Genomic DNA, 21,971 nt, shown 5'->3' with positions numbered 1-21,971 from the left:
CGGTTCCTTTCCGGGGCCCCTGGCCCAACCTAGATGGCTGGCCGGCTCCCCGGTGACCGCTCCTGTGGCGGTGCGCCGCGCGGCCACCCGCCGGAGGCCGTCGGGCCGGCCTACTGCGTGCGGTGGGAGCCGGTGTCCGTGCGCGTCGCGAGCACCCCGGCCGCACGGAACGCGTCCTCGACCGCGGCGGTGACCTGCTGCCAGGCGGCCCGTCGCCGGTTCGCCCCGATGCTGCCGCCCGACACGGCCGTGCCGTGCCCGGCCCGGCGCAGGGTGATCGTGGTGGTGGCGCCGTCCACGACCGTCGACAGCTCGTACCGGCGGTACTCCCGGGCCGGCTGCACGAGCGCACCGAGCAGGATGGTGAGCGTGCGGCTGCCCGCCGTCGCGGTCATCGTGCCACCCGTCGACTCGACGTGGTGGCCCGTGCGGCGCAGCGCGGCGGCCGCGACCTCCATGGCGGTGCACCGGTCTCCCGTGTGCACGGCGAACTCCGTCGTGGTGTCCATCGGCCCTCCCCGTCCCGAACGAACCCGTGCCGCACGGCACGCTCCGATTCCCCCGAATCGGTCTCAGACAGTCTAGCTGAAGCGTTCTCATCGATCACCGGCCTCCGGACGTGCCTCGGTAGACTGCCGTGGTGTCAGTGAACCCCGAGCTCGTCGGCAGGACGTTCCCGCCGGCCCAGCCCTACCTGGTCGGCCGCGAGAAGGTGCGCGAGTTCTCGCGTGCGGTCTTCGCGACCAACCCCGTCCACCATGATCCGGGCGCCGCACGTGCCGCCGGGTACGCCGACGTGGTCGCGCCCCCGACGTTCGCCGTCGTCGTGCAGGAGGCCACGCTCGCGCAGCTCCTGAACGAGCCCGACGCCGGCATCGACTTCTCGCGCGTCGTCCACGGCGAGCAGTCCTTCACCTACGACCGGCCGATCGTCGCCGGTGACGAGCTCACCGCGACCCTGACGGTCACCAGCGTGAAGACCCTCGGCGGCAACGCGATGGTCACCGCCCAGAGCACCATGAACGACGCCGAGGGGGAGCACGTCGTCACGGCGACCTCCACCCTCGTGGTCCGAGGAGACGACGCATGACCGCCGCACCCGCCACCGCGCTCGAGGTCGGCACCGTCGTCGCCGAGCGTGACGTGCACATCACGCGCGACTCGCTGGTCCGGTACGCCGGCGCCTCGGGCGACTTCAACCCGATCCACTACCGCGACGACGTCGCCGCCTCGGTCGGTCTGCCCGGTGTCCTCGCCCACGGCATGCTCACGATGGGCATCGCCGTGCAGCCGGTCGCCGAGTGGCTCGGCGACAGCGGCTGGGTCGCGGGCTACGGCGTCCGCTTCACGCGCCCCGTCGTCGTCGACCCGGAGCAGGGTGCCACCGTCGGCATCGTCGCGAAGGTCGGCACCGTCGACGAGGACGGCCGGCCGAAGCGCATCGACCTCACCGTGACCGCCGCCGGGCAGACCGTGCTCGGCAAGGCGCAGGTCACGGTGGTGTTCCGCTGACCGTGTCCGAGCCGGTGCTGGCCGACCTGACGACGCTCCGCGTCGGCGGGGCCGCCACCCGGCTGCTCACGGCCACGACGACCGACGAGCTCGTCACCCACGCGCTCGACGCCTTCGACGACCACGAGTGGCTCGTCCTCGGCGGCGGCAGCAACCTGCTGGTCGCCGACCAGGGCTTCGACGGCACCGTCGTGCTGGTCCGGACGACGGGCGTCGACGCCGACCGCGACGCCGACGGCGTCGCGGTGCGCGTCGCTGCGGGGGAACCGTGGGACCCGTTCGTCGCCACGACCGTCGCGAACGGCTGGACCGGCCTGGAGGCCCTCAGCGGCATCCCGGGCACGGTCGGTGCGTCCCCGGTGCAGAACATCGGCGCCTACGGGGTCGAACTCGCCGACGTGCTCACCCGCGTCGAGTTCCTCGATGCGGCCACGGGGGAGCGCGCGTGGGTCCCGGCAGCCGAGCTGGCGCTCGGCTACCGCACGTCGACCCTCAAGCACGGTCGGCGCGGTGTCGTGCTGACGGTCGAGTTCCGGCTCGGGCTCGCGGGGGAGCACGGTGTGCCCGTGCGCTACGCGCAGCTCGCCGGTTCGCTCGGGGTCCAGCTCGGTGCGCTCGTGCCACCCACGAGCGTCCGCGACGAGGTCCTGCGGCTGCGCGGCTCGAAGGGCATGGTGCTCGACGGGGACGACCACGACACCTGGAGCGCCGGGTCGTTCTTCACCAACCCGATCGTCTCGCCGGCGTTCGCCGAGACCCTGCCGATGGACGCGCCCCGCTGGCCCGCGGGTGACGACGTCAAGCTCAGTGCCGCGTGGCTCATCGAGCACGCCGGCGTCCACCGTGGCTACGCGGTGCCGGGCTCCCGTGCGGCGATCTCGTCGAAGCACACCCTCGCGCTGACGAACCGCGGCGGGGCGACGGCCGCGCAGGTGGCCGAGCTCGCACGGTTCGTGCAGGTGACCGTCCTGAACCGCTTCGGGGTATCGCTCGTCCCGGAACCCGTCGTGGTGGGCGACCTGCTCGGCTGATCGTCCGCGCGACGGGACGGACGAGCACGACGCACCACGGGCCTCCCGGAACGCAGAACGGGCCACCTCGACGAGGTGGCCCGTTCTGTGTTCCCGAGGTCTACGCGAAGAACGCCGCCAGTCGGGCGACGCCCTCGGCGATGTCGTCGTCGCCCAGCGCGTACGACAGGCGCAGGTAGCCGGAGGGGCCGAAGGCCTCACCCGGCACGACCGCGACCTCGGCGTGCTCGAGGATCAGGTCGGCCAGCTCGAGCGTGGTCGTCGGGGTGGTGCCGGCCCACTCGCGACCGAGCAGCGCGGTGACGTCCGGGTAGACGTAGAAGGCACCCTGCGGGGTCGGCGTGCGGAAGCCCGGGATCGCGTTGAGGCCGTCGACGATGGCCTTCCGTCGGCGGTCGAAGGCCTCGCGCATGGCGGCGACGGGCTCCTGGGGACCGGTCAGGGCGGCGATCGCGGCGCGCTGCGACACGTTCGAGACGTTCGACGACAGGTGCGACTGCAGGTTCGACGCGGCCTTGACGGCGTCGGTCGGGCCGATGAACCACCCGACGCGCCAGCCGGTCATCGCGTAGGTCTTCGCGACGCCGTTCACCAGGATCGTGGTGTCGGCGAGGGCGGGGACCTCGGCCAGGATGCCGGCGAAACGGACGCCGTCGTACACCAGGTCCTGGTAGATCTCGTCGCTGATCACCCAGATGCCGTGCTCGAGCGCCCACTCGCCGATGGCCCGGGTCTGCTCGGCGGAGTACACGGCGCCCGTGGGGTTCGACGGCGAGCAGAACAACAGTGCCTTGGTCGCCGGGGTGCGGGCGGCCTCGAGCTGCTCGACCGTCACCAGGTAGTCCTGGTCGCTGCCGGCGAAGACCTCGACGGGCTCGCCGCCGGCCAGCCGGATGGCCTCGGGGTAGGTGGTCCAGTACGGCGCGGGCAGCAGGACCTCGTCACCGGCGTCGACGATGGTCTGGAACGCCTGGTAGACCGCCTGCTTGCCACCGTTCGTGACGATGACCTGCGACGGCTCGACGGTGATGCCGGACACCCGGGCGGTCTTGTCGGCGATGGCCTGCTTGAGTTCGGGCAGGCCGGTCGCGGGCGTGTACCGGTGGTTCTTCGGGTCCTGCGCGGCAGCGACGGCCGCGTCGACCACGTGCTGCGGGGTCGCGAAGTCGGGCTCGCCGGCGGCGAACGAGATCACCGGACGCCCGGCGGCCTTGAGCGCCTTGGCCTTCGCGTCGACCTTGAGCGTCGCGGACTCGGCGATGGCCGCGATGCGGGACGCGATGCGCGGACGATCGGCCGGCGCGGTGGCGAGGGTGTCGACGGACACGTGGGCGGTGGACTCGGGGCCTGGGGCTGCGGTGCTCACGGAGTCCAGCCTACCGGCGCGGCACGCCGTGGAAGGGGCCAAGTGGACACCGTGTGACGGACTCCCGTAGACTCGTCCACCGGAACGCGGATCGGTGACGAACCGTGTTGCGAAGGGCGGTGGCTCAATTGGTAGAGCAGCGGTCTCCAAAACCGCAGGTTGCAGGTTCGAGTCCTGTCCGCCCTGCAACTCTGGAAGGGTAGAAGTTGGCGAGCAAAGACATGGAGACGACGGCGGACGACGTCGTCGCCAAGGCGAAGCAGGACCGGGCCGAGCGCCGCGGGCCCATCGCTGCCATCGTGCTCTTCATCCGTCAGGTGATCGGCGAACTGCGCAAGGTCGTGACGCCGACCCGCAAGGAACTCTTCAGCTACACGGGCGTCGTGCTCGTGTTCGTCGTCGTCATGATGATCCTGGTGTCGATCCTCGACTTCGTGTTCGGTCTCGGCGTCGGGTACGTCTTCGGCAACGGGCCCACGGCCTGACCCTGACGTCGACTGCCGTGTGCGGTCGTCCTCGAGGAGTACGGTCGCCCGAGACGGCGTCGATCGTGACGGCGTCGCTCGTGACCGTGAACGAACGCCAACCCGACCCGAACCACCGAACGGAAAGAATCGACTGTGTCTGACAACTCCCGCGATGACATCGACCTCGCGACGGCTGCCGAGCAGTCCTCCGAGGTCGAGGAGAACCAGGAAGGCGACGTCGAGACCGGCGAAGGACGCTCCGTCGAGTCCGCTGAAGAGCGTGCGATCTCGATCGAGGGCGACGACGACGAGTCCCTCGGCCTCAGCTCCGAGCCAGACGACGGCACCGTCGACGCCGGCCTCGACGAAGCACTGACGGCCCTGCAGGAAGCCCGCGACCCCGAGGCCGACGCCGTCGTGGACGACGCCCTCGAGATCGACTCCGCCGACGAGGCCGAGGCCGCCGTCGAGGCCGTCGAGGACGAGGAAGAAGTCGAGCTCGAGTCCGAGACCGCCGCCGAGGCGAACGAGACGCTCGCCGCCGACGAGGCACTCGACGCCGAGGACGAGGACGACGAGCCCGCCGAGGTCGACCCGTACGAAGCCTTCAAGGCCGAGCTGCGGATGAAGCCGGGCAAGTGGTACGTCATCCACTCCTACGCGGGCTTCGAGCGCCGCGTGAAGTCGAACATCGAGAACCGCATGGTCTCGATGTCGATGGAGGACTACATCTACCAGGTCGAGGTCCCGATGGAGGACGTCGTCGAGATCAAGAACGGGCAGCGCAAGCTGGTCACCCGCGTCCGGATCCCCTCGTACGTGCTCGTCCGCATGGACCTCAACGAGGACTCGTGGTCCGTCGTCCGGCACACCCCGGGCGTCACCGGCTTCGTCGGCAACGCGCACAACCCGACGCCGCTCCGCTTCGACGAGGCGTTCGGCATGCTCAAGTCCCTCGTGCAGGTCGCCGAGGCCGCCCCGACCAAGGGCGGCGCGAAGGGCAGTGGCCTGCAGGCGCAGCCCGCAGCCGAGGTCGACTTCGAGATCGGCGAGACGATCACCATCAAGGAAGGCTCGTTCGCGGGCCTGCCGGGTTCGATCTCCGAGATCAAGCCGGAGAGCGGCAAGCTCACCGTCCTCGTCTCGCTGTTCGAGCGCGAGACCCCGGTCGAGCTCAGCTTCGACCAGGTCACCAAGCTCTAGCGACCACCCAGATGTAGCGATCACCGAGATCGACTACACTGAACGGGTTTGGGCCCGCGCGCCTCGTGCGAGCGGGCCTTCACCGCTGTCCGGAACGGCCGGACCAGCGGGAGAGTGCACGGATCCCCGTGTGTTCGATTCCAGGAGGAAGACAAGTCATGGCACCGAAGAAGAAGGTCACGGGCCTGATCAAGCTGCAGATCAACGCGGGAGCCGCCAACCCGGCCCCCCCGATCGGTCCGGCGCTCGGTCAGCACGGCGTCAACATCATGGAGTTCTGCAAGGCGTACAACGCGGCGACCGAGTCGCAGCGTGGCAACGTCGTGCCGGTCGAGATCACCGTCTACGAGGACCGTTCGTTCACGTTCGTCCTGAAGACCCCGCCGGCCGCCGAGCTCATCAAGAAGGCTGCTGGTGTGCAGAAGGGGTCCTCGACCCCGCACACGGTCAAGGTCGCGAAGATCTCGATGGACCAGGTCCGTCAGATCGCCGAGACCAAGCAGGCCGACCTGAACGCCAACGACATCGAGCAGGCCGCGAAGATCATCGCCGGCACCGCACGCTCGATGGGCATCACGGTCGAGGCCTAAGCACCGATCGGGCTCCGGCCCACCACCAGACACCTTTCCGTGGGAGAGCCTCGCCGGCTCGCCAACCACGTATCTCGCAAGGAGACCACCATGGCGAAGAAGTCCAAGGCCTACCAGGCCGCGGCCGCGAAGATCGAGGCCGACAAGTTCTACACCCCGACCGAGGCCGTCGCCCTGGCCAAGGAGACCGGTTCCTCGAAGACCGACTCCACGGTCGAGGTCGCGCTGAAGCTCGGCGTGGACCCCCGCAAGGCCGACCAGATGGTCCGCGGCACGGTCATCCTGCCGCACGGCACGGGCAAGACCGCCCGCGTCATCGTCTTCGCGACGGGTGCGGCTGCTGAGGCCGCCATCGCCGCCGGTGCCGACGAGGTCGGTGGCGACGAGCTCATCGCGAAGGTCGCCGAGGGCTACACCTCGTTCGACTCCGCCGTCTCGACCCCGGAGCTCATGGGCAAGGTCGGTCGTCTCGGTAAGGTGCTCGGCCCGCGTGGCCTCATGCCGAACCCGAAGACCGGCACCGTGACCCCGAACGTGGCGCAGGCCGTCAACGACATCAAGGGCGGCAAGATCGAGTTCCGCGTCGACAAGCACGCCAACGTGCACTTCGTCGTCGGCAAGGCCTCGTTCACGCCGGAGCAGCTCGACGAGAACATCTCGACCGCGCTCGAGGAGATCAACCGCCTCAAGCCGTCGTCCTCGAAGGGCCGTTACGTCATGAAGGGCGCCGTCTCGACGACCTTCGGTCCCGGCATCCCGCTGGACGTCAACAGCATCTGAGTCGAGAGACTCGTGGAAGGGCCCGCACCGGCAACGGTGCGGGCCCTTCCTGCACGTCGTCGCCGTGTGCCGATACCGTGGAGCCGTGCGCACCCTCGTGAACTCGCTCCGACTGATCGCCGTCATCGCCATCGTCGTCGCGGTCGTGGCGCAGTGGCTCGAGAGCTCGCAGACCCCGACCTACTCGTTCTGGAACTTCTTCGGCTACTTCACGATCCAGTCGAACCTGATCGTCGCCGTGGCCCTCGCGGTGACGCTCGTGGCCGCAGCCCGACGCAAGCGGGCTGACCTCGCCGTCTCGGTGCTCCGTGGCGCCGCGACGGTGTACATCGCGACGACCGGCATCGTCTACAACACGCTGCTCACGGGCGCGAACGTGTCGGCCTCGGTGCCGTGGTCGAACGACATCGTGCACAAGATCATCCCGGTGTACGCGGTGCTCGACTGGCTGCTGTTCTCCGACCGCGCACGGCTGCTGCTCCGCCACGTGTGGTGGTTCCTGCTCTACCCGGCCGTCTGGACCACCGTGGTGCTCGTCCGTGGCGCGACCGACGGGTGGGTGCCGTACCCGTTCCTCGATCCGGCGCAGGGCTACGGCGTCGTCGCGATCTACGTGGTCGGGATCGCGGTCTCGATCACCCTGCTCGGCATCCTCGTCGTGGGGATGAGCCGGCTGCGGATGGTGAAGGTCTAGCTGGTGGCGGTCCAGCAGACGGGCTAGGAGCGGAAGCCGCGCAGCTTGTCGAGCACCAGGTCGGCGAGCTGGACGAGCCCGCGGATCTGGTCGTCGTCGCGGTCGACCCAGCGGCACTCGGGCTCGTCGGCGACCGGCACGAAGCCGTCGTGTCGTTCCCAGACGAACAGGGTGCGGTCGGCACCGAGCACGTACTGCTGCCACCAGATCTGCCGGAGGTAGTGCCGGGGGATGCTCCGCCAGGCCTTGCCGGTGGTCTTGATCTCGGCGAGCACCACACGGGACGACTCGTCGACCCCGACGCCGTCCGGGGTGGCGAGGTGCGCGCGGTTCGCAGCGGCGTGGAACAGGTGCGCCGAGGGCTGGATGCCGTGGGTGGCGGCCGCCCAGGCGGCGATGACCGGTTCGCGGTCCTTGCCGTGCTCGGTGAACGCGTTGCCGGAGAAGCGGGAGCCGTAGCGCTTCTCGGTGACGACGGCCTCGACGGCGCGCAGCGAGGCGAGCCGGGCGACGTCGGTGGCGGTGATCCCCATGGCGCGGGCGCGGAGCCAGGCGACGCGGTCCGAGGAGTGCGCGACGATGCGCTCGGTGTGGCCACGCAGGGCGGTGAACGCATCACGCGCAGCCGGGACCGGTGTTCCGGAGGCGGGATGCGCCCCCAGACCGGGGTCCAGGTCGCCCCACAGGGTGGGCTGCACGATCGTCACCCGACGATTGTCCCCCCGACCACCGGCAAGACCGAAACCGACGCGCTCACGCGATCGCGGGTGTGCGTCAGGAGACCAGTTCGCGACCCTCGGCGAAGGCGACCAGCTCGTCGACCCCGGCGGGGGAGAGGGCGTACCCGATGGCGAGGGCCGCAGCTCCCTGCAGCGCGGCGAGGGACCCGGCGCGGGACTGCACGATGACGAGGTGCTCACTGGCCAGGGGCATCGAGCGGGAGTAGACGACCTCGCGGACGCCGGCGAGCAGGTGCTCACCGGCCTGCGTGATCGATCCGCCGAGTGCGATGACGGACGGGTTGATGAGCGAGATGCAGGTCGCCAGGACCTCGCCGATGTCGCGACCGGCCTGTCGGACGGCGTAGATCGCGTCGAGGTCCGACCGGTTCACCAGGTCGATCACGTCCGCACCCGTGTGCACGTCGTGCCCCTTCGCGCGGAGTGCGCGGGCGATCGCGGGACCGGAGGCCACGGCCTCCAGGCAGCCGGTGTTGCCGCAGTGGCAGGGGACGTCGCCGGCGCGGGAGACCCGCACGTGGCCGATGTCACCCGCGGTGCCCTGGGCGCCACGCTGGAGCCGACCCTCGGAGACGATGCCGGACCCGATGCCGGTGGCGACCTTCACGAACAGCAGGTGGTCGACGTCCGGCCAGCCGTGCTCCCGCTCACCGAGGGCAGCGATGTTGACGTCGTTGTCGAGCAGGACGTGGGCTGCGATGTGCTGGCGGAGCCACGAGGGCACGTCGAAGCCGTCCCAACCGGGCATGATCGGCGGGTTGGCCGGGCGGCCGGTGGAGAACTCGACGGGCCCGGGGACCCCGATCCCGATCGCGATGACGTCCTGTCGGCTGCGCCCGACCTCGGCGAGCAGGTCGTCGATCGTCTCGACGAGCCAGGACAGCGTCGGCACCGGACCGGCGGCGATGTCGATCCGGGCCTCGCGGATGGCGAGCGGTGCCGCGACCAGGTCGGTGACGGCGACGCGACCGTGCGAGGCGCCGAGGTCGGCGGCGATCACGAGCCGGGCGCGGGGCTTCAGCGCCACCTGGGCGGGCGGACGGCCGCCGGTGGAGACGGCGGTGTCCACGGCGCCGACCAGCCCGATGTCGATCAGGGAGTCGAGGCGCACGCCGATGGTGGAGCGTGCGAGTCCTGTCAGTGCGGCGAGCTCGGCCCTGGTGCGCGGCACGCCGTCGCGGAGGATCTGGAAGAGCTCGCTCGTCCCGACCGGAGGCGACGCTGCCGTCCGGTTCAAGTCGACCATGTGGGGAGTGAAGCACACATCGTTCGCGCCACGCAATGAAGTCCGTCGACATTCCTCGGACTTCTGCTTGACCGCCGACAAAAGTGCTCGTAGTGTGACGATCGGTCAGTGACGACCGCACCATCTCGACGAGGAGAACCCCTGGTGACCCAACCGCTCTCGGTCCAGCTCTACACGGTCCGCGATGCCCTCGGTGCTGATCTGCCCGGCACCCTGCAGCGCATCGCCGACATCGGCTACACGAACGTCGAGGCCTTCGGCTTCGTCGACAACGCCGACGAACTCGCCGCCGCCCTCCGCGACGCCGGCCTCGCCGCCCCGAGCGGCCACGCCCGTCTGCTGGACGCCGGCGAGCAGGACCTCGAGCGCATCTTCCACGCCTCCACCACCCTCGGCTTCGGGACCCTCATCGACCCGCACATCGACGAGTCCCGCTGGACCACCCGCGAGGACGTCGAGGCGATCGCCCGCGAACTCAGCGCCCTCGCCCCGCGCGCCGCCGACCACGGCCTGCTGCTCGGCTACCACAACCACGCGTTCGAGTTCTCGAACCGCATCGACGGTGTCAGCGCCTACGAGGTCTTCGCCGACGCCCTGTCCGACGACGTCGTGCTCGAGCTCGACACCTACTGGGTGCAGGTCGGCGGGGACGACCCGGTCGCGGTCATCGGCAAGTACGGCGACAAGGTCCAGTTCCTGCACGTCAAGGACGGCGACGGCTCGCACGACGACAAGCAGCAGGTCGCCGTCGGCAACGGCATCATGCCGATCCGCGAGATCATCGCCGCGGCGCCCGACGCACTGCACGTCGTCGAGCTCGACGACCACGAGGGTGACGTCTTCCAGGCCGTCGCCGACTCCTACACGTTCCTCGAGGGGGCCCGCGCATGACCGACACCACGACCGCAGCCGCAACGGCGACCGACAGCGCCACCCGCACCGGCCCCGTCGGCGTCGGCGTCATCGGCGCCGGGGTCATCTCGGACCAGTACCTGTCGAACCTCACCGTCTTCCCCGACGTGACGGTCCGCTTCATCGCCGACATCGACCTGCCGCGCGCCGCCGCCCAGGCCGAGAAGTGGGGCGTCCCCGGATCGGGCACCGTCGAGGAGCTCCTGGCCGACGACGACATCGAGATCGTCGTGAACCTGACGATCCCGGCCGCCCACGTCGAGGTCGCGCTGCAGGCCCTGGCCGCCGGCAAGCACGTCTGGGGCGAGAAGCCCTACGCCCTCGACCGTGCCAGCGCCGCGGAGCTCCGCGACGCCGCGGCCGCCGCGGGCAAGACCGTCAGCGTCGCCCCGGACACGTTCCTCGGCGCCGGCCTGCAGACCGCGCTCCGCACCATCCGCGACGGCCGCATCGGCACCCCTCTGAACGGCCTGACGCTCTTCCAGAGCCCCGGCCCCGAGTCGTGGCACCCGAGCCCCGAGTTCCTCTTCGCGTACGGCGCCGGTCCGCTGTTCGACATCGGCCCGTACTACATCACCACCCTCGTCCAGACGTTCGGACCGGTGAAGAAGGTCACGGCGACGGCGTCGAAGTCCCGCGCCACCCGCACCATCGGCTCCGGGCCGAAGGCCGGCACCGAGTTCCCGGTGGACGTCCCGACGAACCACTCCGCGCTGATCGAGTTCGAGAACGGCGGGAGCGCGCAGAGTGTGTTCTCGTTCGAGTCCGACCGCGGCCGCACCGGCTTCGTCGAGATCGCGGGGGAGACCGGCACCGTCGTGTTCCCCGACCCGAACAACTTCGACGGCGACACCGAGCTGTACGCCCTCGGTTCCGAGGAGTCCGAGACGATCCCCGCGGTCGGCTCCACCTACTCGCGCGGCACCGGCGTGGTCGACCTGGCCCGCTCGCTGCGGGCCGGCGACGAGAACCGCGTCCCCGGTGCGCTCGCCTTCCACGTCCTCGACGTGATGGTCTCCATCGCCGAGGCGGCAGAACGTGGCGAGGCGGTGCTCGTCGAGAGCACCGTGTCGCCCTCCCCGACCCTCCCCGAGGGCTGGGACCCCGCGGAACGCACCCTGGCCTGACCGCCAGGGCGCTGCCCGCAACCCACAGCAGCACCCGACCAGCACCATCCGCAGCACCAGCTCCACCTCTGCACCATCCCCTGCACCATCTCAACGACGAGAAAGTAGAGAGTCATGCGCACTGCCATCCGCGCACTGGCCATCACCGCGGCCGCCGCACTCACCGTGTCCGGCCTCGCAGCCTGCTCCTCCGGATCGTCCGGCGACTCCGGCGACTCCAAGACGCTCACCTACTGGGCGTCCAACCAGGGCACGTCCCTGCAGAACGACAAGGAGGTGCTGACCCCCGTCCTCAAGAAGTTCACCAAGGAGACCGGGATCAAGGTCGACCTCCAGGTCATCGGCTGGAACGACCTGCAGAACAAGATCCAGACCGCCGTCACCTCGGGCCAGGGCCCGGACGTCGTCAACATCGGCAACACCTGGGCGACCTCGCTCCAGGCCACCGGCGCCTTCCAGGAGTTCGGTGACGCCGAGATGAAGGCGATCGGCGGCGAGGACAAGTTCGGCAAGGTCGCCCTGTCCACCGGTGGCGCGCCCGACAAGACGGTCACGAGCGTCCCGCTCTACGGCCTCGCCTACGGCCTGTACTACAACAAGAAGATGCTGTCGGACGCCGGCATCACCCCGCCCACCACGTGGGAGGAGATGGTCTCCGACGCCGAGAAGCTGACCAAGGGTGACACCTACGGCTTCAGCCTCGCGGGTGGTTCGTACACCGAGAACTCGCACTTCGCGTTCATCAACTCGGCGCAGAACGGTGGCGAGTGGTTCGACAAGGACGGCAAGCCGACCTTCACCTCGAAGGCCAACGTCGACGGCATCAAGCGCTACCTCGACCTGATGCAGGACTCGAAGGTCGCCAACCCGTCGAACGCGCAGTACGACAACGCGACGCAGTCCACCACGGACTTCGCGAAGAAGAAGGCCGCGTTCATCCTCAACCAGAACAACGCGAACGCGACCATCGAGTCCCTCGGCATGAAGTCGGACGAGTACGGCGTCGTGGCGCTGCCCGCCCCGAGCGGTGGCGAGCAGATCGCCTCGTTCCCGGCTGGCATCAACCTGTCGGTCTTCAAGAACACGAAGAACAAGGACGGCGCGCTCAAGTTCGTCAAGTACATGACGAGCATGGACACGCAGACGACGCTGGACAAGCCGTACTCGGCTCTGCCGGTGCTCGCCGAGGCTGCTGACTCCGTCACGGACGAGCAGACGAAGACGTTCCTCGACATCTACAACAACAAGGCGAAGCCGCTCCCGCTGGTGCCCGCCGAGGACCAGTTCGAGTCCACGGTCGGCAAGGCGATGAACGACATGTTCGCCAAGATCGCGACCGGTTCCAAGGTCTCCGAGGCCGACATCAAGTCGGCACTGCAGACCGCCCAGGACCAGGTGTCCCAGGCCGCCGGTTGATCCACCCTGGAGGCCCGGGTCGCGTCCGCCGGACGCGCCCGGGCCTCCAGCCCCTGACGTTCCAGGGCCGACCACCCGTCGGCCGTGAGGCGGACGCCGCAGGGCCGACCACGCGTCGGCCGTGCGGCTGACGCCCCACGCACCCCGCGCCTCCCGGCCGCTGCCACGGCCCGCGCGGACCGCACCTGCACGCCCCTCCTGCCGAAAGGCCCCACCAGATGTCCACGACGGTCCTGCCCGACTCGGAGCGCATCGACCTGACGCACACGAAGGCCCCGACGATGTCGGGCCGTCCGCCAGGTCGCAAGCGCAAGACCCACTGGCTGCCCTACGCGCTCGTCGCGCCGGCCATCCTGTTCGAGCTGCTCATCCACATCGTCCCGATGCTCACCGGCATCTGGATCTCGTTCATCCAGCTCACCAAGTACTTCATCGCGAACTGGGGTGCCGCGCCCTTCGCCGGGTTCCGGAACTACCAGGTCGTCGTCGACTTCGACCAGGCGATCGGCCGTGGGGTCCTCAACTCGTTCCTCATCACGTGCGCCTTCACAATCCTCGTGGTCGGGCTCTCCTGGACCTTCGGCATGGCCGCGGCGGTCGCGCTGCAGAAGCCGTTCGCCGGACGCGGGCTCTTCCGCACCCTGTTCCTCGTGCCCTACGCGCTGCCGATGTACGCCGGTGTGATCACCTGGAAGTTCATGTTCCAGCGTGACTCCGGGGCCCTGAACCACCTGCTCGTCGACCAGCTCGGTCTCTTCGGCGGGGACGCCCCGTTCTGGCTCATCGGCAACAACGCCTTCGTCGCCGTCGTCGTCGTGGCGATCTGGAAGACCTGGCCGTTCGCGTTCCTGATGCTCATGGCCGGTCTGCAGTCCGTCCCGAACGACGTCTACGAGGCCGCCTCGGTCGACGGCGCCAAGCCGTTCCGCCAGTGGCGCTCGATCACGCTGCCGATGGTCCGCCCGGTCAACGTGACGCTCGTGCTCGTGATGTTCCTGTGGACGTTCAACGACTTCAACACGCCGTTCGTGCTGTTCGGCTCGACCGCCCAGCCGCCCGCCGCGGACCTGCTGAGCTTCCACATCTACAACGCGTCGTTCATCACCTGGAACTTCGGTTCCGGTGCCGCGATGAGCGTCCTGCTCCTGCTCTTCCTGCTCGTCGTCACCGGCATCTACCTCGCCGTGACCAACCGGAGGTCCGTCCGTGCGTGAGACAACTGGCGCCAAGTCCTTCAAGATCATCACCCTGGTCGTCCTGACGCTGTTCACGGTCGTGCCGCTCTACGTGATGATCACCACGGCCATCAAGCCCCTCGGCGACGTGCAGGACAACTTCACGTGGATCCCGTCGAGGATCACCTTCCAGCCGTTCATCGACATGTGGTCGACGGTGCCGCTCGGCCGGTACTTCATCAACTCGCTCGTGGTCTGCACGGTGGCGACGGTGTTCTCGCTGATCATCGCGACGTTCGCCGCCTACGGTGTCTCGCGCTGGAACTTCAAGGGCAAGAGCACCTTCACCACCGCGGTGCTCTCCACGCAGATGTTCCCCGGCGTGCTGTTCCTGCTGCCGCTGTTCCTGATCTTCACGAACCTCGGCAACACCCTGGGCATCCAGCTCGTCGGCTCGTGGCTCGGCCTGATCATCACGTACCTGACCTTCACGCTGCCGTTCTCGATCTGGATGCTGGCCGGGTACTTCGAGACCATCCCGCGCGAGCTCGACGAGGCCGCGATGGTCGACGGTTCGGGCCCGATGGGTGCGCTGTTCCGGGTCATCCTGCCGTCGGCCCGCCCGGGTCTGGTGGCGGTCGGGATCTACTCGTTCATGACGGCCTGGGGTGAGGTCCTCTTCGCCTCGGTCATGACGAACGGCCTCGGTTCGACCCTGGCGGTCGGTCTGCAGCAGTACTCGACGCAGACGAACGTGTACTGGAACCAGGTCATGGCGGCGTCGCTCGTCGTGTCGATCCCGGTCGTGGCCGCGTTCCTCGTGGTCCAGCGCCAGTTCGTCGCCGGCCTGACCGCCGGTGCCGTGAAGTAGGCGGTCGCCCCTTCCGCAAAACACCGGTGTTCGCGCTCGACGCCCCCGCATGACGCGGTGCGCAGCGTGAACACCGGTGTTTTGCCGTTCCCCACCGACCCCACCGACCCCGACCACCCGACGACCGACAGGATGGAACCATGAGCGACGAGACCCGAGGGCGGCAGCTGCTGCCCGGACAGACCAGCCGCGTGCACGTGTACGGCGTCGAGTCCCGCACCTCGCGGCTCGTGTTCGAGTCGGCCACGGTGCTCGTCGAGGCACCGAACGTCCTGGACGCCGAGACCCTGGTGCTCAACGGCGACGGCGACCTGTGGCTGCTGCGGCTGCCGTCGGCCGACAGCGGCACCGTCCTCGACGAGACCGCGCTCGTGCCGGTGCCGATGGACGGCGTCGACGAGATCAACAACGACCACGTGCTCGAGCCGTCCGGCAGCTCCATCGTGGTGAGCGCCCGCGACGGCGAGCTCTACCGCGTCCCGCTGCCCGAGGGCGGCCCCGCAACCCGGATCACCAACGTCGCGTCCGCCCTGCCCACCAAGCGGAAGTTCTACCTGCACGGCATCGCCCCCGACGGCAGCGCCCTCGCCGCGATCGTGGGGGAGCTGTCCGAGGACGGCGTCTGGACGACCGACGTCGCGATGGTCGACCCCGAGACGGGCGATCCGACGTTCGTCACGCGGGACGAGCACCCCGATGACGGCTGCGCCATCAGTCCGGCCGGCGGGATCCTGCTCTGGAACACGGAGCGGTTCACCCCCGGCACCGCGCAGCTGGCGGTGCGCTGGCCCGGGCACGACAGCCCGGTCCGCCTGACGAACGACGACCGGGTGAACTGGTTCCCGCACCTGTCGCCGGACGGCGCGCACCTGCTCTACCTGTCGTACGAGCCCGGCGTGCAGGGCCACCCGGCGGACCACCGCGTCGAACTCCGGCTGCTGCCGGGTTCGCTCGTCCGCGGCGCACGGATCGCGGTCCGGCCCGAGACCCTGGTGGCCCTCGACGGCGGGCAGGGGACGGTCAACGTGCCGCCGTGGGCCCCGGACTCGGCGTGGTTCGCGTACTGCGACTACCCGGTGGCCGGGTAGCGGCGGCGTCTGCGGCGCCGGGGGCGGCGGCGTCCTCACACGCTGAGCGACAGTCCACGCGCCGCCGGACGCGTGGACTGTCGCGCAGCGCGAAACGCGGACGGACACCCCGCCGCCCGCCGCCCCGCCGCCCCGCTAGACCTCGCGGACCTGCCCCTGCTTGATGTGCAGGCGACGCTCGGCACGCTTCGCGACCCACGAGTCGTGCGTGACGATGACGACGGTCAGGCCGCGCTCCCGCCACTGCTTCTCGATGAGCGCCATGATCTCGTCGCGGGTCGACTCGTCGAGCGCACCCGTCGGCTCGTCGGCGAGCAGCACGCTCGGGTTCTTCACCAGCGCCCGGGCGATCGCCACGCGCTGCTGCTGTCCGCCGGACAGCTCGGCCGGCAGGTGTTCCATCCGCTCACCCAGTCCGACCTCGCGGAGGGCAGCGACCGCACGCTCGCGGACCTCGCTCCGGGACCGGTTCGCGAGCGACCCCGCGAACGCCGTCTCGACGTTCTCGAGCGCCGTCAGCGTCGGGATCAGGTTGAAGCTCTGGAACACGAAGCCGATCTCGGTCGCCCGCAGGTCGGTCAGTGCGCCGTCGCCGAGCTTCGCCACGTCGCGGTCGCCACCGAGGTGGATCGACCCGGCACTCGGCCGGTCGAGTGCTCCGAGCATCTGCAGCAGCGTCGACTTCCCGCCGCCGGTCGGCCCCTGGACGGCCACGAGCTGCCCCTGCGGGATCGTCAGGTGGACGTTCGTCAGGGCGGTGACGGTCCGGTTCTTCTGCTTGTAGGTCTTGCTGACGTTCGTCAGCCGGTACATCGGACTGGAGGCACGGCTCGCCTCCGCCTCGCCGGTCGCGGTGTCGGTGCTGGTCACGGTTGCTCCTGTCGTCGGTTCGGTCGTGTCGGTGCGGCCCGGCATCAGGCCACGCTCCGGAGCGCCTCGGCCGGACGGAGCCGGCTCGCCCGCCAGCCGCCGAGCGCGCCGGCGATGAGGCCGCCGAGGATCGCGAGGCCGATCGCCAGCAGGATGATCTCGACGGTCACCGGGGCGTGCAGGACCACGTCGGTCGTCGACGCCGTGCTCGCGCCGCCGCCGAAGCCCCCGGCCGGTGCACCGCCCGTCGTGCCGCTGCCCGCGGCCGCGGTCGCTGCGCCGCCGGGCATGCCACCACCGCCACCGGCACCCCCGCCGGTCGTGCTCGAGGCGCTCGCCGAGATCGTCGGACTGATGACGTTCACGACGAGGATGCCGATCAGGCCGGCCGCGGCGCCGAGCACGCCGCCGATCAGGCCCTGCACCAGGGACTCGCCGGCCACCTGTCGGGTGATGCGGCCGTTCGACCAGCCGATCGCCTTGAGGGTCCCGAACTCGCGGGTGCGGCGGGTCACGCCGGAGATCGTGAAGAGGATCGCGATGAGGAACGCCGCGGCGAGCACGACGATCGACAGCCACTTGCCGAGGTTCGAGACCAGGCTCGACGCGGTGCTGAGCGACCCGGACACGCTCGATGCCAGGTCGGCCTCGGTGGAGACGGTGGCGCTCGTCAGCTTCGCCTGCAGTGCGGACTTGATGGTGCTGACGTCCGACGACGACTCGGCGGAGACGTAGATCGAGGTGACCTTGCCGTCGAGGTCGGCCAGCGCCTGCGCGGTGTCGAGCGGGATGTAGGTGTTCGAGCCCGTGGTCGAGGCCGAGCCGGTGGAGCTGACGATGCCGATGACGGTGAAGTCCGTGCCGCCGATGTCGACGGTGTCGCCGACCGCCTTCGACTCGCTCTTCGCGTACGACGCATCGAGCACGACGACGTCCTTGCCCGCGTCCTTCGCGGCGAAGGTGCGCCCCTTCGTGAGCTCGGTGCTCGTGAGCGGACCGACCGTCGCGCCGGACACCGGGATGCCGGTCACCGTGAACGAGTCGACGCTGAACGACCCACCGCCGAACCCGCCGCCACCGCCGGTGTCCCCGCTCGGCGGACCCTGCTGGGTCGTGCTGTCGCTGCTGGAGTCGCTGCTGCTGTCGTCGGTCGACTGCTGCTGGACCTGGCCGGAGAACGTGCTGTTCTCGAGGGTCAGCACACCGGTCGCGGCCTTGACGCCGTCGGTGCTCGTGATCGTGGACAGGTTCGCGGCGTCCAGTGTGCTCGTGCCGCGCGCGACCGCGAGCCGCGACTGCGACAGGTTGGTCGAACCGCTGTCGTCGTCGCTGTCGCCCTGACTGCCGAAGTCGAAGCTCGGACGCCCGCCGTTCGTCGACGCCGTCGCGGTCTTGGTGACGGTGATGTCGGTGCCGACGCCGTAGACGGACTGCAGAACGCTCGACTGCGCTGCCTGCACGCCACCCGAGATCGACGACACGATCACCACGAGGGCGATGGCCAGGGCCATCCCGATCGCGATGATGACCGTCTGCTTCTTGCGGTTCGTGAGTTCGCGCCTGAGGTAGGTCAGGAACATGGTTCTCCTCGGTGGTGGCCGGCTGGGGTCACCGGCCGCGCAGAGCACGCGGCGGGGCCGACGGAGGAGAACCTAGGCACGCTGTCGATGACCGGCCCATCGCGGACCTATGAGGCGACTAAGGGCGCATCAGCCGACGTCGCCGTACCGCTGGCGCAGGTGCTCCGCGTACCCGCCGGGGGTCCGGCCGGCGAAACGCCCGCTCGTCACCACCGGCAGGTCGACGGTGGCGTCCACCCGGAAGCCGAGCGCCCGCGCCCGGGCCACCAGCCGCGCGTCCTCGTGCTCGGGCACGGGGTCGAACCCGCCGAGGCTGACGTACGCCGCGGCGAGCACGCCGAGGTTCGCGCCGTGCACGTGGCCGAGGGCAGCACCGGGCGGGTGCGCCAGCGTCCAGCGGTCGAGCACCGCGGGCGCCAGGTCGTCCGGGTCGGGGACGACGGCGCCGACGAGCACCTGCGCGCCGGACGCCAGGGCGTCGCACTGCTGGACGAGCCACCGTTCGTGCACCCGGGAATCGGCGTCGGTGTGGGCGAGCCACCGGGCCGCCGGGTCGCCGTCGTGCGCACGGAGGGCGTGCGTTGCCCCGATGGTCCGTGCCCGACCGACCCCGACACGGTCCGTGGTCAGGACGTCGACCGGGTACCGCGCGACCACCGAAGCGGTGCCGTCCGTGCAGCCGTCGAGCACCACCGTGACGGCGGCGTCGACTCCGGGTCGCTCCGCGGCGAGCCGGTCGACGGCCACAAGGAGCGCATCGAGGCACGCGGCGATCCGGTCCGCCTCGTCGTGCGCGGGGACGACGACGTCGATGCGTGCACGTGATTCCGGTCGCGTCACCGGATGATCCCCTCGGCCCGGGCCACCGAGGTGACCGCCGGGCCGGGAAGGACACTCAGGACGAAGTCCTCCTCCACGTGCCGGAGCAGAGCGGGACGCGGCCACCGTTCGGTCAGCCGCGCGTCCACCGCGTCACCGCTCGACACGGCCTCGTCGTCGGGATGCCGCCAGTGGCAGGCCACGAGCACGCCGTCGTCATCGAGCGACCCGAGCACACGGTCGATCGTCGCGTCGAGGTCGGCGGGCGACAGGTAGTACCCGACCTCGGACATCACCACGAGGTCCCAGCGCCCGTCCGGCCACTCCGCCGGCAGGGCCGCCTGCACGAACCGCGCGGTCGGGGCACGGCGGGCAGCACGCTCCAGCGGTGCCGCCGAGATGTCGGTGCCGAGCACGTCGTCCGCGCGTTCGGCGAGGGCGGCCGTCAGGACCCCGGTGGCACAGCCGAGCTCGAGCGCCGACCGGTAGCGCGGGCGGGGGAGCGCCGCCAGCGTCACGGCACGCTTGCGCTGCTCGTACCAGGACCCGTCGAAGTCCCACCCCTCGGGCTTCCGGTCGTAGTGGGCGTCGAACGACTCGCGAGACCGCGACGGGGCGGGCCCCGGCGCGAAGAACCACTCCGTCGTCCGCAGGTGGTGGGCGGCGTGCCGGTCGTCGACGATCGCCTCGTCCCCCGGCGCGGGCGACAGGGGCCGGGTCTGCGACGGGTAGGCGTCGAGGGCGGCACGCTTCCGGGCGACGAGGTCGTCGGGCAGCGACAGGGCCCGGACGTCGTCCCACGGGGCGACGGAGCGGTCCGGGTCGTCCCAGTGCCAGGCCCAGACCGGGTACGCGAGCAGGTCGACGTCGGCGGCGCTCGCCGCGGCGGCCTCGGCGACCTCGCCGGCGATGCGGTGGTCGCGGTGCCCGTCCCCGCGCCACGGCGCGACGAGCAGCACGGGGCGGGCGGCGTCGGCGAGCACCGTGTCGAGGGTGTCGACGACACGGTCTCGGTGTTCGCGGGTCGCGCCGTCCGGGATCCCCGCCGAGGTCGACGTCACGTCGGGGTGCAGGGTGCGCAGGGCCGCCACGAACTCGTCGTCACGGGCGGCGGCGAGCGCCTCCGGGGTCGTCGTGGGGGAGTCCGGGTGGGAGCGCTCGCCGCGGGTGAGCAGCAGCACGTGCACGGGGACGCCGGCCGCTGCAGCTGCCGCGATCAGCCCACCGGCGCCGAGGGTCTCGTCGTCGGCGTGGGGCGCGACGACCACCACCGATCCGGTGCCGGCCAGGTCGATCGCCGGCGCGTCCAGGCCGTCGAGGAACCCCGTCCACGCCGCCGGGTCGGTGCCCGGCTCACGGTGGTCGAAGCTCACCACGCGACACCGCCCCGCTCGAGCACCATGCGGCCGATGCGGGCGAGGTCGCGGGCGCCGTGGTCCTGCAGGACGTAGAGCTCGAGGTCGGCGACCCGCGCGGCGACGGCGGGGTCGGCGGTCAGCGGAGCCGGGCCGATGGTGGCGACCACCCGCTCACGCACGGCGTCGACCGATCGGCGCACCCGAGACCGGACGGTCTGGGCGAGCAACCGCCAGTCGGTGTCGTCGGAACCCTGGTCGAACCCGTCGATCCGGGCGGCGGCGTCGGCGAGGGCGTCCTCGGCGTCGGCGAGGTCGGCCACGGTGGCGCCGAGGGCGGCCTGCAGCAGCTCGGACTCCGGGTGCGCGGCCGCGGTCTCGCGGAGCACCCGGGCGAGCCCGACCGCACCGCCCCACCAGCAGGCCGCGACGCCGATGCCGCCCCAGGCGAAGCCGGGACGGCCGAGGTACCAACCGGGATCGCCGACGGGTCGTGCCCGGACGCCGTCGAAGTCGACCGGTCCGCTCGGCACGTCCGGCATGCCGCGTGCGACCCAGGCGTCGTCGTGAACGGTGACGCCGGGCTGTCGCAGGTCCACGGCGACGAGGACCCGCTCGTCACCCAGGTGCGCGGTGACCAGGGCGTGCGAGAGCGTCGAGGCGAGCGAGCACCACGGCTTCGTGCCGTGCAGCAGGACCGTGCCGTCGTTCTGGGGCGCGGCATCGAGCCGGAGGCCCGGGCCCTCGGCGGCGAAGACACCCCAGGTCGAGCCGTCCGCGACGTCCACCCCGGCCTGTGCCAGGATCCCGAGCGCGTCCAGGTGCGGTTCCACGGTGCGGGCGGTGGCGACGTCCGCCGCGGCGACCGCGGCGAGCGTGCCGAAGAACCCGCCGGCCGTCCCGGCGGACAGGGGTGGGGTGGTGGCGGCGACCGCTCGTGCGACCGCGAGGCGGTCCGTCGGTGTCGAGCCGGGCCTCCCGGTCGTCCGTTCGATCCGCGCGGTGTCCAGGTGCCGGGCCGACGGGGGCCAGGCTGCAGATCGCAACATGCTCCCAACGTACGGAGCGGCACACGTGGACGTGTCCTCGATCCACAGAACGCACTGGGCCGTGCCGCAGACGACTCATA

General features: G+C 70.6%; 23 protein-coding genes and 1 tRNA gene. 15 read left to right on the top strand and 9 right to left on the bottom strand.

All coding sequences use genetic code 11. The features are described 5' to 3' along the window. Positions 1 to 110: 110 nt before the first annotated feature. Positions 111 to 509 carry a hypothetical protein gene (locus tag ORG17_RS12095; protein ID WP_071406316.1) on the bottom strand — a complete coding sequence of 133 codons (399 nt, stop codon included), beginning with the start codon at positions 507 to 509 and terminating at the stop codon, positions 111 to 113. 131 nt (positions 510 to 640) lie between these two features. Here ORG17_RS12095 and ORG17_RS12090 point away from each other — a divergent pair, with 131 nt between their 5' ends. The 3 genes from ORG17_RS12090 to ORG17_RS12080 are packed head-to-tail and all read left to right on the top strand — an operon-like array spanning position 641 to position 2,543. Next, positions 641 to 1,090 (top strand): FAS1-like dehydratase domain-containing protein, encoded by a 450-nt coding sequence (locus tag ORG17_RS12090; RefSeq protein ID WP_083404408.1) that lies wholly within the window; start codon positions 641 to 643, stop codon positions 1,088 to 1,090. After that, positions 1,087 to 1,512 (top strand): MaoC/PaaZ C-terminal domain-containing protein, encoded by a 426-nt coding sequence (locus tag ORG17_RS12085; RefSeq protein ID WP_027466539.1) that lies wholly within the window; start codon positions 1,087 to 1,089, stop codon positions 1,510 to 1,512. The genes ORG17_RS12090 and ORG17_RS12085 overlap by 4 nt, the downstream gene beginning before the upstream one ends. Before the next feature lie 2 nt (positions 1,513 to 1,514). Next, positions 1,515 to 2,543: a UDP-N-acetylmuramate dehydrogenase gene (locus ORG17_RS12080; protein ID WP_214526010.1), complete on the top strand. Its 1,029-nt coding sequence runs from the start codon at positions 1,515 to 1,517 to the stop codon at positions 2,541 to 2,543. A gap of 100 nt (positions 2,544 to 2,643) precedes the next feature. Here ORG17_RS12080 and ORG17_RS12075 read toward each other — a convergent pair whose 3' ends face one another. Continuing rightward, complete coding sequence (locus ORG17_RS12075) at positions 2,644 to 3,870, bottom strand: pyridoxal phosphate-dependent aminotransferase (RefSeq protein ID WP_071247383.1); 1,227 nt, start codon at positions 3,868 to 3,870, stop codon at positions 2,644 to 2,646. Positions 3,871 to 4,022: 152 nt separating this feature from the next. Between ORG17_RS12075 and ORG17_RS12070 the strand changes: the two genes are divergently transcribed. The 6 genes from ORG17_RS12070 (at position 4,023) to ORG17_RS12045 (ending at position 7,643) form a co-directional block, all read left to right on the top strand. Further along, positions 4,023 to 4,095 (top strand) — tRNA-Trp (locus tag ORG17_RS12070). Positions 4,096 to 4,130: 35 nt separating this feature from the next. Beyond that, positions 4,131 to 4,394 carry a preprotein translocase subunit SecE gene (gene secE, locus ORG17_RS12065; protein WP_371830607.1) on the top strand — a complete coding sequence of 88 codons (264 nt, stop codon included), beginning with the start codon at positions 4,131 to 4,133 and terminating at the stop codon, positions 4,392 to 4,394. A 135-nt stretch (positions 4,395 to 4,529) separates the two neighbouring features. Continuing rightward, complete coding sequence (gene nusG, locus ORG17_RS12060) at positions 4,530 to 5,579, top strand: transcription termination/antitermination protein NusG (RefSeq protein ID WP_110861538.1); 1,050 nt, start codon at positions 4,530 to 4,532, stop codon at positions 5,577 to 5,579. 158 nt (positions 5,580 to 5,737) lie between these two features. Beyond that, the gene (rplK, locus tag ORG17_RS12055) at positions 5,738 to 6,169 is read left to right on the top strand and encodes a 50S ribosomal protein L11 (protein ID WP_017888638.1); all 432 of its coding nucleotides are present in this window, start codon (positions 5,738 to 5,740) and stop codon (positions 6,167 to 6,169) included. Positions 6,170 to 6,259: 90 nt separating this feature from the next. After that, positions 6,260 to 6,949: a 50S ribosomal protein L1 gene (rplA, locus tag ORG17_RS12050; RefSeq protein WP_017888639.1), complete on the top strand. Its 690-nt coding sequence runs from the start codon at positions 6,260 to 6,262 to the stop codon at positions 6,947 to 6,949. 85 nt (positions 6,950 to 7,034) lie between these two features. After that, positions 7,035 to 7,643, top strand: a complete 609-nt coding sequence (locus tag ORG17_RS12045) for a Pr6Pr family membrane protein (protein ID WP_214526009.1) — start codon at positions 7,035 to 7,037, stop codon at positions 7,641 to 7,643. Between the two features lie 23 nt (positions 7,644 to 7,666). Here ORG17_RS12045 and ORG17_RS12040 read toward each other — a convergent pair whose 3' ends face one another. Next, positions 7,667 to 8,350, bottom strand: a complete 684-nt coding sequence (locus ORG17_RS12040) for a YqaJ viral recombinase family protein (RefSeq protein WP_214526008.1) — start codon at positions 8,348 to 8,350, stop codon at positions 7,667 to 7,669. A gap of 67 nt (positions 8,351 to 8,417) precedes the next feature. Then, complete coding sequence (locus tag ORG17_RS12035; protein WP_214526007.1) at positions 8,418 to 9,629, bottom strand: ROK family transcriptional regulator; 1,212 nt, start codon at positions 9,627 to 9,629, stop codon at positions 8,418 to 8,420. Between the two features lie 144 nt (positions 9,630 to 9,773). On the opposite strand from ORG17_RS12035, the gene ORG17_RS12030 reads away from it, so the two are divergent. From ORG17_RS12030 to ORG17_RS12005, 6 genes are all read left to right on the top strand, one after another. Then, entirely contained in the window at positions 9,774 to 10,520 is a 747-nt protein-coding gene (locus ORG17_RS12030; RefSeq protein ID WP_214526006.1) for a sugar phosphate isomerase/epimerase family protein, read from the top strand. Continuing rightward, on the top strand, positions 10,517 to 11,668 hold the full coding sequence (locus ORG17_RS12025) for a Gfo/Idh/MocA family protein (protein ID WP_214526005.1): 1,152 nt from the start codon (positions 10,517 to 10,519) through the stop codon (positions 11,666 to 11,668). The genes ORG17_RS12030 and ORG17_RS12025 overlap by 4 nt, the downstream gene beginning before the upstream one ends. Positions 11,669 to 11,782: 114 nt before the next feature. After that, positions 11,783 to 13,084 carry an ABC transporter substrate-binding protein gene (locus tag ORG17_RS12020; RefSeq protein WP_214526004.1) on the top strand — a complete coding sequence of 434 codons (1,302 nt, stop codon included), beginning with the start codon at positions 11,783 to 11,785 and terminating at the stop codon, positions 13,082 to 13,084. 218 nt (positions 13,085 to 13,302) lie between these two features. Then, positions 13,303 to 14,298: a carbohydrate ABC transporter permease gene (locus ORG17_RS12015; RefSeq protein ID WP_214526003.1), complete on the top strand. Its 996-nt coding sequence runs from the start codon at positions 13,303 to 13,305 to the stop codon at positions 14,296 to 14,298. Then, positions 14,291 to 15,130 carry a carbohydrate ABC transporter permease gene (locus ORG17_RS12010; RefSeq protein ID WP_017888647.1) on the top strand — a complete coding sequence of 280 codons (840 nt, stop codon included), beginning with the start codon at positions 14,291 to 14,293 and terminating at the stop codon, positions 15,128 to 15,130. The genes ORG17_RS12015 and ORG17_RS12010 overlap by 8 nt, the downstream gene beginning before the upstream one ends. A gap of 140 nt (positions 15,131 to 15,270) precedes the next feature. Next, a complete protein-coding gene (locus ORG17_RS12005) occupies positions 15,271 to 16,218 on the top strand; it encodes a TolB family protein (RefSeq protein WP_214526002.1) in 948 nt (315 codons plus the stop codon). A 135-nt stretch (positions 16,219 to 16,353) separates the two neighbouring features. Here the strand turns inward: ORG17_RS12005 and ORG17_RS12000 are convergent, their stop codons facing one another. From ORG17_RS12000 to ORG17_RS11980, 5 genes are all read right to left on the bottom strand, one after another. Next, positions 16,354 to 17,031 (bottom strand): ABC transporter ATP-binding protein, encoded by a 678-nt coding sequence (locus ORG17_RS12000; RefSeq protein WP_027466375.1) that lies wholly within the window; start codon positions 17,029 to 17,031, stop codon positions 16,354 to 16,356. Between the two features lie 101 nt (positions 17,032 to 17,132). Continuing rightward, entirely contained in the window at positions 17,133 to 18,668 is a 1,536-nt protein-coding gene (locus tag ORG17_RS11995) for an ABC transporter permease (RefSeq protein WP_214526001.1), read from the bottom strand. A gap of 129 nt (positions 18,669 to 18,797) precedes the next feature. Beyond that, entirely contained in the window at positions 18,798 to 19,508 is a 711-nt protein-coding gene (locus ORG17_RS11990; protein ID WP_214526000.1) for a glycosyltransferase family 2 protein, read from the bottom strand. Continuing rightward, positions 19,505 to 20,860 (bottom strand): bifunctional PIG-L family deacetylase/class I SAM-dependent methyltransferase, encoded by a 1,356-nt coding sequence (locus ORG17_RS11985; protein ID WP_301565336.1) that lies wholly within the window; start codon positions 20,858 to 20,860, stop codon positions 19,505 to 19,507. Before ORG17_RS11985 ends, ORG17_RS11990 begins: the two co-directional genes overlap by 4 nt. After that, a complete protein-coding gene (locus ORG17_RS11980) occupies positions 20,857 to 21,891 on the bottom strand; it encodes an acyl-CoA dehydrogenase family protein (RefSeq protein WP_214525998.1) in 1,035 nt (344 codons plus the stop codon). Before ORG17_RS11980 ends, ORG17_RS11985 begins: the two co-directional genes overlap by 4 nt. Between the last annotated feature and the right edge of the window lie 80 nt (positions 21,892 to 21,971).

The sequence above is a fragment of the Curtobacterium flaccumfaciens pv. betae genome (assembly GCF_026241855.1).
Lineage (GTDB): Bacteria > Actinomycetota > Actinomycetes > Actinomycetales > Microbacteriaceae > Curtobacterium > Curtobacterium flaccumfaciens.
This window is presented reverse-complemented; position numbering and strand designations above follow the sequence as displayed.